Source organism: Chthoniobacterales bacterium, assembly GCA_036569045.1.
GTDB lineage: Bacteria > Verrucomicrobiota > Verrucomicrobiia > Chthoniobacterales > JAATET01 > JAATET01.
In genome coordinates this window covers 21201-34062 of record DATCRI010000077.1, presented here as the reverse complement: position 1 = coordinate 34062, position 12862 = coordinate 21201, and the positions used below count along the sequence as shown (strand labels likewise).

Annotated in this window: 12 protein-coding genes; 4 read left to right on the top strand and 8 right to left on the bottom strand. The window is 66.3% G+C overall.

The window, feature by feature from the left end:
* Positions 1-28: 28 nt before the first annotated feature.
* Entirely contained in the window at positions 29-946 is a 918-nt protein-coding gene (locus VIM61_13895; GenBank protein ID HEY8901500.1) for a LysR family transcriptional regulator, read from the top strand.
* On the opposite strand, the gene VIM61_13890 is transcribed toward VIM61_13895, so the two are convergent.
* The 6 genes from VIM61_13890 to VIM61_13865 all read right to left on the bottom strand — a co-directional run bounded on the left by VIM61_13890 (position 943) and on the right by VIM61_13865 (position 6928).
* The gene (locus VIM61_13890) at positions 943-1239 is read right to left on the bottom strand and encodes a DUF1844 domain-containing protein (GenBank protein ID HEY8901499.1); all 297 of its coding nucleotides are present in this window, start codon (positions 1237-1239) and stop codon (positions 943-945) included. The genes VIM61_13895 and VIM61_13890 overlap by 4 nt on opposite strands.
* A 21-nt stretch (positions 1240-1260) precedes the next feature.
* Entirely contained in the window at positions 1261-3852 is a 2592-nt protein-coding gene (locus tag VIM61_13885; protein HEY8901498.1) for a pitrilysin family protein, read from the bottom strand.
* Positions 3853-3890: 38 nt separating this feature from the next.
* On the bottom strand, positions 3891-4322 hold the full coding sequence (locus VIM61_13880) for a Minf_1886 family protein (protein HEY8901497.1): 432 nt from the start codon (positions 4320-4322) through the stop codon (positions 3891-3893).
* Positions 4323-4501: 179 nt separating this feature from the next.
* Positions 4502-5803 carry a hypothetical protein gene (locus VIM61_13875; protein HEY8901496.1) on the bottom strand — a complete coding sequence of 434 codons (1302 nt, stop codon included), beginning with the start codon at positions 5801-5803 and terminating at the stop codon, positions 4502-4504.
* Positions 5800-6618, bottom strand: coding sequence for a zinc ribbon domain-containing protein (locus VIM61_13870; protein ID HEY8901495.1), 819 nt, complete (start codon positions 6616-6618; stop codon positions 5800-5802). Before VIM61_13870 ends, VIM61_13875 begins: the two co-directional genes overlap by 4 nt.
* Complete coding sequence (locus VIM61_13865) at positions 6611-6928, bottom strand: FmdB family zinc ribbon protein (protein ID HEY8901494.1); 318 nt, start codon at positions 6926-6928, stop codon at positions 6611-6613. The genes VIM61_13870 and VIM61_13865 overlap by 8 nt, the downstream gene beginning before the upstream one ends.
* A 125-nt stretch (positions 6929-7053) precedes the next feature.
* Here VIM61_13865 and VIM61_13860 point away from each other — a divergent pair, with 125 nt between their 5' ends.
* On the top strand, positions 7054-7668 hold the full coding sequence (locus tag VIM61_13860; GenBank protein ID HEY8901493.1) for a L,D-transpeptidase family protein: 615 nt from the start codon (positions 7054-7056) through the stop codon (positions 7666-7668).
* Positions 7665-8315 carry a L,D-transpeptidase family protein gene (locus tag VIM61_13855; GenBank protein ID HEY8901492.1) on the top strand — a complete coding sequence of 217 codons (651 nt, stop codon included), beginning with the start codon at positions 7665-7667 and terminating at the stop codon, positions 8313-8315. Before VIM61_13860 ends, VIM61_13855 begins: the two co-directional genes overlap by 4 nt.
* On the opposite strand, the gene VIM61_13850 is transcribed toward VIM61_13855, so the two are convergent.
* Positions 8312-10738 carry a DEAD/DEAH box helicase gene (locus tag VIM61_13850; protein HEY8901491.1) on the bottom strand — a complete coding sequence of 809 codons (2427 nt, stop codon included), beginning with the start codon at positions 10736-10738 and terminating at the stop codon, positions 8312-8314. The genes VIM61_13855 and VIM61_13850 overlap by 4 nt on opposite strands.
* 84 nt (positions 10739-10822) lie before the next feature.
* On the opposite strand from VIM61_13850, the gene VIM61_13845 reads away from it, so the two are divergent.
* Positions 10823-11851 (top strand): aldo/keto reductase, encoded by a 1029-nt coding sequence (locus VIM61_13845; protein ID HEY8901490.1) that lies wholly within the window; start codon positions 10823-10825, stop codon positions 11849-11851.
* 7 nt (positions 11852-11858) lie between these two features.
* Here the strand turns inward: VIM61_13845 and VIM61_13840 are convergent, their stop codons facing one another.
* Positions 11859-12692: a metallophosphoesterase gene (locus VIM61_13840; GenBank protein HEY8901489.1), complete on the bottom strand. Its 834-nt coding sequence runs from the start codon at positions 12690-12692 to the stop codon at positions 11859-11861.
* Positions 12693-12862 lie beyond the last annotated feature (170 nt).

Below are 12862 nucleotides of genomic sequence, written 5' to 3'. Positions count from 1 at the left end.
GCTGCATTTATGATGGGTTCGGCGCGGCATGCTGGAATTTCGTCATTTCAAAACGCTCATCGCCCTCGCGGAGACGGGCAATCTCTCGAAGGCCGCGCGGCGCGTGCATCTCTCGCAGCCGGCGGTGTCGCACCAGGTGCGCGCGATCGAGGCGGCGCACGACGTGGAGCTCTTCGAGCGCAAGAGCGCCCCTCTGCGCCTGACGGCGGCGGGGCAGTTGCTCGTCGAGCTGGCCTACGATGTCGTGCGGCGCGTGCAGAACGGTGAGCGGGATCTCGCGCGCATCGCGCAGGGGCAGGCGGGGCAGCTTCGCATCGCGGTCGAGTGCCACTCGTGCTTCGACTGGCTGATGCCGTCGATGGATTCGTTCCGGGAGCACTGGCCGCAGGTGGAGCAGGATCTGGTCTCGGGATTTCACGCCGATCCGATCGGGCTGCTTGCCGAGAATCGGGCGGATCTCGTGATCGTCTCGCACGCGCAGAAGCGGGCCGGGGTGACTTTCCATCCGCTCTTTGCCTACGAGGTGCACGGATTGCTCTCGCGCCATCATCCGCTCACGCGGAAGGCGTATCTGACGGCGCGGGACTTTGCGGCGGAGACCCTCGTGACCTACCCGATTCCCGACGAGCGGCTCGATCTGGTGCGTGATGTGTTGCGACCGGCGAAGGTGAATCCGGCTCGCCGCACCACCGAACTCACGGTCGCCATTCTGCAGCTTGTCGCGAGCGGTCGGGGCGTGGCGGCATTGCCTGGCTGGACGGTGCAGCCGTTCCTCGATCGGGACTACGTGGTGGCGAAACCGATCGGGAAGGCGGGGCTGCGCAGTCGCCTGTATGCGGCCACAACGACCTCGGCCGCGACGCTCGCCTACATGGGCGAGTTCATTCGCACGATGCGTTCGGTGAGCGAGACAACGCTCGAAGGGATCGAGCCGTTGGGCGGCTAGGCGCCGGGGGCCTTCTGCGTGGCCTGCACGTATTGCACCTGCAGGTCGGAGAGGATGGTGCCGAGGATTTCGCTTTCCTCGTGGTTGAGGTTGCCGCGGGTTTTCTCCCGGATCATTTCGAGCTGATCGATGAGCATGCGGGCGACCTCGAGATTGACCTCGGGCTTGCCGGTCTGCGGATTTGGCAGACGGCCGAGAAAAAGGGCCGTCTGCTGCGATTGCATCATGATGAAGGCGATGAACCGCTGGGTGGTTTCGCCGCTCGTCTGGGTATTGCGCTGGACTTCAGCCATGGAGGTGGAAGCGGTGGGAGGTTATTGTGTGGGCGGAGTGACGATAACTTCGACGCTGCCGGGCTGGCTGAAATACTTGTTTGCGACGCGCCTGGTGTCCTCCAGCGTGACGGCTTCGATCTCGGCCTTTCGCTTCGAGGTGTGATCGGCGCCGAGGCCGAAAAGTTCGTCGAGCGCGGTGGCGAGGGCCATCGAGGAATCGCTTTCGTTGCGCATGGCTTCCGCGCCGAGGAGCTTCTTCTTGCCGCGGGCGAGCTCCTCGGGGCTGAGGCCGGCGGAGGCGAGTTTGGCAATCTCGTCGCGGAACTCGGTATCGACCTTCTCGACCTTTGCGGGATCGGTGCCGAGGTAGAAAACGAAGGCGCCGGGCGTGGGGCCAAGCAGTTGAGTGGTGCCGGTGAAATAGGCGAGGCCGAGCTGCTCGCGGATGCGATCGAAGAAGCGAGATCCAAGGTCGCTGCAGACGGTGTCGATGACCTCGAGCGCGGGCCGATCGGGGCTGAGCAAGTCGGCGCCGGGGTAGCCGACCATGACGATCGCCTGGTTCTTGGGGCGGTTCTCGGTGAAGGACTCGGCTTTCGCCAGTTTCTCCGCGGCGGGAGGGTTCGGGAGCGGGGCGTCGCCGGCGGGGAGGTCGCCGAAGGCCTTTTTGGCGAGTTCGTAGACCTTCTTTGCGTTCACGTCGCCGAAGACGGCAAGCACGCCGTTCTTCGCAACGGCGAGGCGATCGTGGAGTTTCTCGAGGTCCGCGGGGGTGAGCTTCGCAACGCTGTCGGGAGAGCCGCTCCCACGCAGGGCGTAGGGGTGGGTGCCGAAAAGTTTCTGCCGCAGGACGGTGCGGGCAGTGTTCACCGGGTCGTCGTCCTCGGCCTTGATGCCGGCGAGCTGGGAAGCCTGCTCGGTCTTCACCTCGCGCTCGGGGAAGGTCGGGTGTCCGAGAACGTCGGCGAGAACGTCGAGACCGAGCTCGAGGTCGGGCTTCATGACGCTCGCGGTGAGGTAGAAGCTGTTGTTGCCGGAGTCCGCGGCGATGCTGCCGCCGGCAGACTCGACCTGTTCGGCGATTTCGCGGGCGCTTCGGCTCGTGGTGCCCTTCAGCATCGAGCGGGCCATCAGGCGGGTGGCGCCGTTGTTTGCGGGTGTCTCGGCGAGGAGGCCGCCCTTGAAAACGGCGACCATCGAAACGAGCGGAACCTTGTGGTTCTCGCGAACGAGCAGGCGCAGGCCGTTCGGCAGCGTGAACTTCTGGATCTCGGCTTCGTGGGCGGCGGACTCGGCCGCGGCGATCTTTGCGAGCGAGCCGGTGGGATTGAGCGAGGTGACGTTGAGGTGCTCGTCGATGAGATAACGATTCACCACGCGCTTGAGGTCGTCGGAGGTGACGCGGTTGATGGCGTCGAGGTAGTCGCGGCTGAAATCCAGGTTCCGGGTGGCCATCCAGTTCGAGCCGAGGTCGGCGGCGCGGCCCCGCACGGTGGTAAGGGCACCGAGCTGGGTGGAGAGGAGCGACTTGCGGGCCTTGTCGAGCTCGGCGGCGGTGACGCCTTCCCGGCGGACGCGGTCGAGGATCGCGAGGGATGCCTTTTCCACGGCGACGCGGTTTTCCGGCGCGCAGACGGCCTGGATGGCGAAGACGCCGCCGTTGGCCAGCGCGTAGGAGCCGGCGTCGATGCTGTAGGCCAGGTGTTTTTCCTCGCGAATTTCCTGATTGAGCGGGCTGCTGGAGCCGCCGCCGAGCACCGTGCCGAGCACGTCGATGGCGGGAGTGTCGGCATCCGTCACGGACGGGACGGGCCATGCCAGTGAGAGGCGGGTGAGCTCGGTGGGGAACTCTTCGTGCGCGTCGCGGCGACCGGCCTGGGGCGGTTCCTGGGCGACGAAAACGGGCTGGAGGGCCTGACGCGGGTATTTCTCGAAGTATTCCTCGAGCTGGGCCCTGATCTTCTGGCCGTCCACGTCGCCGACGATGACGAAGAACATGTTGTTCGGGACGTAGCGGCGCTTGTAGTAAGCGAAGACGTCGTCGCGGGTGAGCTTGTTGTAGATGTCGAGGTAGCCGATGACGGGGTGGCGAAGCGGGCTCTGCGAGAAGACGGTGCGGAACATCAGCCGCGAGCTGACGCGGTCGGGATCGTCGAAGCCCATGGCGAACTCCCGCCGGATGACCTCCTGCTCCTTCGTATATTCCTGGGGGGGCAGCGAGGCGTTCATCATGGCGTCGGCCAGGATGTCCACGGCCTCGGAGGCGCCTTCGGCCGGAGTGTCGATGTAGTAAACGGTGCGGTCGAAGGACGTGTAGGCGTTGATGTAGCCGCCGCGATCCTGCACCTGGCGGGAAATGACGCCGGGCGCGCGCGTGGCCGTGCCCTTGAAGAGCATGTGCTCGAGAATGTGTGAAAGGCCGGCGCCCATCCATTTGTCCTCGTCGATGCTGCCCGTCTCGCACCAAGCCTGGACGCTTGCCACCGGGGCGTGGTGATCTTCGTCGATGATGACGGTGAGGCCGTTCGGCAGGGTGAAGGCCTGCGCGGTGGTGGCGGGGATGGAGATGGGAGCGGCGGCCGGGGGAGGCGTCTGGGTTTCGGAATATGCGGTGGTTACGAGCAGCGGCATGTGGGCTAAGAGCAGGCAGGGCAGAAACGACGACGACCTCATGAGCCGCGTTCGACAGCGCGAGAGGGGGAAGCGCTCAAATTTTTTCTCTGGGGACGGAAGGGAACCAGAAAGGCCTCCTCGAAATCGAAGCCAGCGCGGAATTCGTCGAGGGTGTCGCGGTCGGTTTTACTGAAGACGTTGGCCTGAACGAGGTTGAAGACGAGATTTCCGATGTCTTCGCAGGAGCGCACGCCCCAGTATTCGAGGACGAGGTGCGCCATGGGGCCGCATTCCTTGAGGGCGTAGAGGCGGAAGCCGTCGAGGAGCTCGGAGGCGGGCACGTCGGACGGGGCGTCCTTGCTGGCCTTGCGACGCTTCTTGAGGGTGAACTCGAGGGCGTCGCGCAGGAAGACGTAGGCCTCCCGATCATAGCGGGAGTCGCGCTCGACGATGCCGTCGAGTGCTTCGGAAAAACTAACGCTTTGCATCCCTGGTGTCCTTTTTGGTGGTTGGGCCGATCGAGTCCCCCTGGCGGTAATGTTGAACGGCGAGACCGGTGAGGAAAGCGAGCAGGACGCCCGCGATCAACACCCGCTCCCGCCGCGTGAGGTGAAACATGGCTTTGAAAGGATAGGCGGCCGGGCGCGGGGCGCAATGGGGAAAGCCGCTACTGCCCGCGCTCGGAGAGGGTATCGAGGTAGTTCGAGATGGCGTCGTTGCGCGCCGGGGGCTCCTCGATCTCGTCGATGTCCTGAATGGTGGTGTTCAACTCGGGGCTCTCGGTCTTGATCTTGGTGGTCTCGACCCAGTCGAGGTAATCGCGGGATTCCGACGTGCGGCGGGCGAGGCCGGCGCGCATCTCCTCGGCGGTGGCGATGCGTTTTTCCAGCCTGCGCTTGGGCTTCGCGATGAGGTCGCGGGTGATGCTGAGGTATTCGTCGACGAGGGATTTGTAGAGCGGGTGGGCGCGCAGGGAGAGCTGGAGCAGGGAGCTCTCGGTCTGCGAGAGGATGAAGCGGCCATTCTGACTGCGGGCGATGGTCGGAATGGCGTAGGGGCCCGACATGGAGGCGACCTCCGGATGCCTGGGGTCGGGAAGAGCCTTCACGAGAAGAATGTCGTCGAGCTGCTTTGCGGTGTCGCGTTCGCCGAGCAGGTTCACGCGATTTGCGGCGGAGGCGCGGGCGATGGCGAGCACCCATTTGCGGCCGAGGGCCTCGGCATTCCCGCCAAGGCTGGGGAGGGCGGCGACGAGCTCGGAAAGTTGCGACGGCGTGCGGTGGGGCACGGAGAGGTAGTCGCACAGTCCCTTGCGGCCGTCGGGCAGGGCGAAGACGGCTTCCACGAGCGCGCTGGCCTGGGCCCGGTAGATTGCCTTGGAGGTGGAGTCGAGCCGATCGAACGGCGTGTCGAGGAAATCGGCGAGCCGGGGCGGCTCGCCGGTCGCAAGCAGGCTGGCGTAGAGACTGGTTTTCGAGCCTTCCTGGAGGGAGCGAATGCGCTCGGCGAGGCCCTGCTGCAGCCAGGCGGGCGGGCGCTCGAAGGAGCGGCCGGCCTTGAGGGCGGTGCTGCGATAGGCGCATTCGATGAGGATGGCGCCGAGGATCTGGGTGTCGAACTCGGGTTCCTTGAGGACGCCGGTGTCGAAGACGTCGATCTGGATCTTGCTCTGGCCGTTGTCGCCCTCGTAAACGCCGAGCAGGGTGCGCGGCGGACGCTTCATCGTGGGCGGCGGGACGCCGATGTTCAGAATGATGGGGGTTTTCCAGACGTCCTTGGCGTGAAGCGCCTCGAGGAAGGCGGTCTTGAGATCCTCGGCCCGGATGGCGACCTCCGAACGGATGTTCGGGTCGTTCGTGTAAACGATGAACTGCCCGGAGGAGCTGGTGGAACGCCTGGCCAGCTCGATCGCGGCCTCCGCGCGAATGCCCGCGAGGAGCAGCAGGGCAATCAAAACCCGCGCGATCATGGGCGGGGCCGGCCGAAATCGATGGCGACGGCGTCGGGGGAGAGGCGCACCATGCGGGCGCTTTTCAGGAAGCTCGTTTCGAGCGCAAGGGCGCCAGTGAGGTCGCCGCCGATTCGCTGGACGATCGGAGCGGCTTCAGCCGGGAGGGGCAGGCGTCCCAGCGCGGCGCCGGTGGCCTGCAGATCGAGATGACCGGCGCGCACGACGAGCTTGTAGATCACCGTCGAGTAGATCGGCACGCCGAGCACGCGCTTCTCGGTGGTAAGGGCAAAGCCGCCGGGCTTCGGCATCAAGACGGCCCGCACGAATTTCGTGGCGCCTGCGCTGGTGGGAACGAGCACCGTGGCGAGATAGGCATTCACGCGCGACCACGGGGCGCTGGCGGTGCTGCCGTTCTGGGAGACTTTTTCCAGGCCGGAGCGGATCTCGCCAACGGTGGTGGCATCCATCGGCGCCTCGGCCGGAGGCAGGTTCGCCGGGGCGCGGATGATGAGAACCGTCAGTGCGATGAGCGCGGCGTAAATGGCCAGGCGGAGCAGGGAAAAGGCGAAGGCAAAATTCGGCCGCTCCCGGTTCATGCTCAGGATGCGAGGCGGCTTCGTCTTCGGGGGGGACGTTTTCGACGAGGAAAGGGGGGCGGCTTCCGCCGTGGTCGCTGGCGTGGGCACGGGAGGCGGAGGCTGCAGGTAGCTGGGAGGGGCGATCGTCAGCTTCGCCCCGCAATCCTGGCAATACAGGACGGCCGGCGGATTCTCGAATCCGCAGACGGGGCACCGCGAGAGGGATGGCGTGGGGGGAACGGGCGTGTCAGCCATCGGCTTTCTTCTTCGATTTCGCGGCGGGCTTTTCGGCGGCCGGTTTCGACTCTGTCTTCGGAGTCGAGGTAGTGGAGTCCTTCTTCGCGGCGACCTTGTAACCCTCGCTGCGGTAGTCGGTGATGTAAAACCCGGATCCCTTGAAAATCAGGCCCGCGCCGGTGCCCAGCAGGCGCTTGACCGGCCCCTTGCCCCACGCCTTCATGCGGCACTGTTCCTTCGGGCAGGTCTTGAGTGCGTCGTCCTTCATCGACTGGAACAATTCGAAGGTCTTGCGGCACTTGGAGCACTCGTATTCGTAGGTCGGCATGGTAAGTCGCGCGGAACGTAGCAAATCCTTCCTGCCGTCCGCAACCGGTCCTTGCTGAAGATGGCGAACGTAGGCGGACTTGACGCGGCGGCCGAATCCTCTATTACGTGCCGGTTCCGCAAGGCATGAAAAAATCCCTGTTCCTTCTCGCGTTGGCGGCCGCCGTAGTGCTGGGGAGCACCGGTTGCGCCAACTACGACACTCGCCTGACCAGCACGAAGACCATGTATCTGGGGGCCGGTCAGGACAGCATCAGTCGCGGGAAGGCATCGACGCTGGCGGAGGCGAATTCCTACTGGGATGGCGACGGCGTGCCCGGCGCGCCGGCAGTCGTCATCAGCCTGAGCCAGCAGACTGCGTCATTCTACAAGGGCGGCAAGCTCGTCGGCGTTTCGGCGATCTCCAGCGGCCGCGAGGGGCATGATTCCCCGGTGGGGAACTTCAAGATCATCGACAAGGACCTCGATCACGCCTCGAATCTCTACGGTGACTATGTCGATGCGCAGGGCAAGGTCGTGCAGGCGAACGTGGACGTGAAGAAAGATCCGGTCCCCCCGGGCGCTCATTTCGAAGGCGCGAAGATGCCTTATTTCATGCATTTCGCTCCCGCGGTGGGCATGCACCAGGGCTTCCTTCCGGGCGTGCCGGACTCCCACGGCTGCATCCGCATGCCTGAGCACATGGCCAAGATTTATTTCGAGAACGTTCAGAAAGGGACTCCCGTCACCGTCGTGCGATGAACGCGCTGTCGGCCCCCCGGTTCGCAGCGCTCGCGGCGCTTGGCGTCTTGCTGGCAGCCTGCGCGACGACGGGCTCCACCGGTTCGCGGCGCACCGCCATGCGGACCTACAGCGAGGATACGCAGTTTCTCGGGGCCAACGGCGAGATCGTCTCGGTTGCTTCCGCCCGGCCCAAGGCCCGCGCAGCCGAGGCGGCAGCCTACTGGCACGGCGATGGAGTCAGCGGATCGCCCTCCATCACGGTCGATCTCGGCCAGCAGAAGGCCTTTTTCTACAAGGGCGGCAAGCTCGTCGGCGAGACACCGATTTCCAGCGGCAACGCGCAGCACCCCACGCCGCGAGGCAGCTTCTCCGTGACGCAGAAGGACAAGGACCACCGTTCGAATCTCTACGGGGCCTTCGTCGACGATGCCGGCATCATCGTCGTGCAGAATGTGGACGTCACGTCGGACCGCGCCCCGGCCGGCACGCACTTCAAGGGCGCGCCGATGCCGTATTTTATGCGCTTCTCGGGTGGCTCGGGTCTTCACGCCGGCTATCTGCCGGGCTTTCCGGATTCTCACGGCTGCGTGCGCCTGCCGGACGAAATGGCGCGCATTTTCTTCGAGAACGCGTCGCATGGCACGCCCGTGCGCGTCGTGAATTAATCCGCCAGCGCGGCGAGCCGGATCGGCTGCTCGACGGCGCGCCGGTTGAGGCCGGCGGGAAGCTCCGGCTCGAAATCCGGCGGCGGTGCGGTGTCGTGCGCCGCCAGACAGGCCTGGGCGGCGGCCTGGAGTTCCGTCCAGCGCGGCGCCTCGGGATCGGGTGCGTGGATGATGTGGCGGAGCAGACTTTTCCATTCCAGCACGGCGCGCTCGACATCTCCGCGGCGTAGTCCGCCCTCGGCGGCGTCGATCGGCTTCCCGGCAAGATGCCGCTCGATGATTTCCCAGGCGCCTTCTCCGTAGCCTTCACAGAGACCGGTGCGCAAATATCCCGCGTAGTCCTCGTGGCCGTAGGCGGCGCGCGAGGTCATGGCCAGGCGCTCGCTCGCGCCGGCACGATCCTCGCGGCCGAATCGATAACCGCCCCGCAGGTTCGCGAGATGGCGGACAATTTCGGCCGGATCGTAGCTCGAGTCCTCCAGAGCGGCGGCGATCATGAGGCCCTCGCCGGCCTGGAAGCGGCTGAACACGCGGCCGCGCGCGGTCGGGCTCCCTTCGGAATCGACGAGGCCGAGTTTGCGCCAGGCGTGGGCGGGAGTGCCAGGCCGCGGGCGGAAATTGCCATAGAGCGTCTCCGGGGCAAGGGCGACGCGGCGACGGGGAGGATCGATCAACGCCCGTTGCTGCGCATCGAAGGTGGCGGGGACGCTGATGGCGTCGAGCTCGAGGCGGAGCGCCGCCATCGGGCCGCGGCTGACGATCTCCAGCGGGCGCGCTCCGCCGAGATCGAGCAGGGGCGCGACGACCGCAAGAAATTCCGGATCGGTGAAGCGGTCCTCCTCCCGAAGATGAAGGGTTTTCCGAATTCCTTCCTGCGGGCGAATGCGGCCGTCGGCGTCGCGTCTGCCGACGATGAGTTCCTTGCCATAGGCGAATCCTCGCTCGCGCGGGAGTTTGCAGAGGCGGCCGGGACCGAACTTCTCGGCGAGGGCCGCGACGCGAAGGGCGGGGAGCCAGCGCTCGTCGCGGCGAGCGAGGCAGTTGCCAAGCGCGGCGGGGCGTTCGGGGGCGTCGCGCGCCGGCTGCCAGGTGTTCGTGGAGTCGAGAAATTCTTCTCGGGTCGGGCCGAAGCGCCCGGGCGCGTCCGGAGCGTCGCCGGCGTGGTCGAACCCGAGGCTGACCTTCTGTCGACTGAAAAGGCGCTCGCCCACCGCGGCGGCGGCCGCGAGCGGAGGTTCGTGGTGTGCGACGGCCTCCTCCATCACGCGGAGCAGGGTCGGCCAGTCGAGTTCGTTGACGCGACGAAGCTGGCGCGGCGCGGCGTTGCCGAGGCGAGGACTGTCCCGCGCAACGAGGACGACGCCTTTCGGATCGAGGCCGCGGCGTCCGGCCCGGCCGAACATTTGCAGCAGCTCGTCGGGCCGCAGCTCCCGTTGGAAAGGGCCGTCATGATACGTCGTGTCGGCGACAAGCACCGATCGCACGGAGAAATTGATGCCCGCGGCGAGGCCCGTCGTGGCGACGACCACGCGCAGATGGCCATTCTTTGCGAGGGTCTCGACCCAGCCGGCGCGCGCCGCGTAGGACAGGCCGCTGTGGTGGAAGGCGACGCGCTTCGGGATCAACCGGGAGAGATCGCGACCGAGCGTGCGCTCGTCCTCGGGACGGAGCGAGATCGGGTTGTCGAGCGGCAGGGCGTCCGCGATCTTGCGAGCGATCTTTTCCGCTTCCGCGCGACGCGGCGCAAAGATGAGGAGCGGGGTGAGACCGGCCAGCCAGGCGCCGGCGGCGAGGCGGGGCCAGAACCCGGTGATGCCGTCGGGCACGCGGGGGAGATTCTCGACAGGCAGCTCCTCGAGCGGGACGGGCCGCACCCGCTCGCGAATGAGGTGGACGGCGCGCCCGAGGCGCTGCAGCCAGGCGGCGATGTCGTCGGGATTGCGCACGCTGCCGCTCAGGAGCAGGAGCTGCGTGGTCGGCGGGCAGAGCGCGAGGGCGAGTTCGTAGTTCAGGCCGCGCCGGGGATCGGCGAGCATCTGGTATTCGTCGATCACGAGAAACGCGGGCGCGCGTCGGGCAAGGATGCGCTCGCGCTGGGTCTCAAGCGTGGCGACGAGCACGGGGGCGTGGATGTTCACGGCGAGGTCGCCGGTGGCGATGCCGACGTTCCAGCCGCGGCGGCGCCACTCGCGCCATTTGTCGTTCGCAAGGGCGCGGGTCGGCACGGTGTAGACGGCCTGCCCCCGGCGCGCGGCCTCGCCCGATTCGACGAAGATCTCGAAGACGCGCGTCTTTCCCGCGCCGGTGGGCGCGTCGACAAGGACATCCTCGCCGGCCTTGAGAGCGCGGACGGCCTCCTGCTGCCAGAGGTCGGGAACATCGAGGGCGATCTGGAGCATCTGCGCGGACGTTACGCGCTGCACGCTGCACGCGAAAGGCCGCCCGCGCAATTCCGCACTTGCAAGAACGAGCGCTCGGTGGCTTTGTGCGAGGAACCCGAGATTCTCATGGATAATCGAGCCACCCCCTTTGAACGCCGCGAGTTTTTGAAGCGCCTCGGCCTGGTCGGAGCCGGCCTGATGCTGGGCGGACCGCTCTCGCGATCCTTCGCGGCGGAAATCACCAAATCGGACGGACGCGTGCCGCAGCGCAAATTTGGGCGACATGATTTCACGGTGCCGATGCTCGCGCTCGGCGGGCACGCGTTGCGGATCGCGAGTGATGACGAGGCCGCGAAGATGATCGAGGCTGCGATCGAGGTCGGCGCCACGTTCCTCGACAATTCGTGGGACTACCACCGGGGCACGGCCGAGGAGCTGATGGGGCGCGTGATCATTGGAAAGCGCGACCAGTTTTTCCTGATGTCGAAGGTCTGCACGCACGACAAGGCGGGCGACTATGCGCTGGCAATGCGAATGCTCGACGAGTCGCTCAAGCGCCTGAAGACCGATCACCTCGACCTGTGGCAATGGCACGCCGTCGCGACGCCGGAGCAGGTGAAGCTCGGGTTCTCGGAGAATGGCGTGGTGAAGGCGCTGACCGATGCGAAGAAGCAGGGCAAGGTGCGCTTCGTCGGCTTCACCGGCCACACCGATCCCGATGTGCACCTCGCGGTGCTCGCGCACGAGTATCCTTTCGACACCTGCCAGTTTCCGGTCTCCGCGATCGAGGCGAACTCGAATGCCTTCGTGCGGCGCGTGCTGCCGGAGGTCGTGCGCCAGGGCATTGCGCCGCTGGCGATGAAGACGCTCGGCGGAAACGCCGCGCCGGTGCGCGACAAGGTCGTGACCGTGGCCGAGGGGCTGAATTACGCATGGTCGCAGCCGATCACGACGATCGTGAGCGGGGTGACCTCGGCCGCGCAGTTGCGGGAGAATGCGAAGCTCGCCGCGGCCTTCCACGCGATGTCGCCGGAGCAGCTCGCCGCGCTCGAGGAGAGGGTGAAGCCGGCCACCGAGGCGAAGAAATACCAGCCTTACCGGCACTGGATGAGCTACCGCGACGGCGATTCGCTGCGCGTTGCCGGCCTCGTCTGAGGGCGCATCAGGTCAGCTCGAGGATCGTGATTTCCGGGCTGCAGTTTACGCGGCAGGGAATGTTCACCGTGCCGATGCCGCGGCTGACGTAGAGATGCCGCCCGCCCCGGGAAAAGAGGCCGGCATCGTATTTGCGGCCCCATGTGGGCAGGCGGAGGGCCCCGTAGAAGGGGGCTCGCACCTGTCCGCCATGCGTGTGACCGGAGACCTGCAGACGAATGCGAGGATCGACGAGCACGTCCCAGGCGTCCGGCTCGTGCACGAGGCTGATGAATTGCGTGTCGGCTGGCGCGTGGGTCAGGAGTTTGCGATTCGGATGGCCGGCCCAGAAGCTCTCGAAGCCGGCGAGAGCCCAGCCGGGATTGTGCGGCAGCGGCACGACGGCGTTCCGAAGAAGCTGGATGCCGTTGGCCGCGAAGACCGATCGAATTTTTTCGGAGCCCTCACCGCGCCGGCTCCAGCGATCGGTCCAATGGTCGTGGTTTCCGAGGGAGGCGCAGGCGCCGAGCGGGGCCCGATAACTTCCGACAATGCGGCCGAATTCCTCGAAGCGGGCGGTGGTTTTCGTGACGTAGTCGCCGGCGTAAAGAATCAGGTCCGGCCGGGCGTCGGCGACGAGCGCGAAGACATGGCGCAGCCACCCGGTTTCGTAGAGGGGATCGAAATGAATGTCGGTGAGCAGGGCCGCGCGAAGCGGGGTGGAGAGGCCGAGGCGAAGGGGCTGGCGGACGACCTGCACGCCGTGGCGCTCGTAACCGCCGGCGTAGGCGACCGAGCCGACGCCGAAGAAGGCGCCGGCGGCGAAGGTGCGTTTGAGAAAGGCTCGGCGCGTGATCGACACGGGGACGAGTGTCCGCGCGATCGGCGAAAGGACAAATGAAGTGCCGGTGAAATCCGCGTGAAGCCGCGCGGAATCAGGCGAGAGCTTTGGTGCTCGGCATCAGCGCGGCGGAGGCCAGGCCGGCGCCGATCACGCCGAGAAAATGACGTCAAGGATCTGAACGAGGTGCC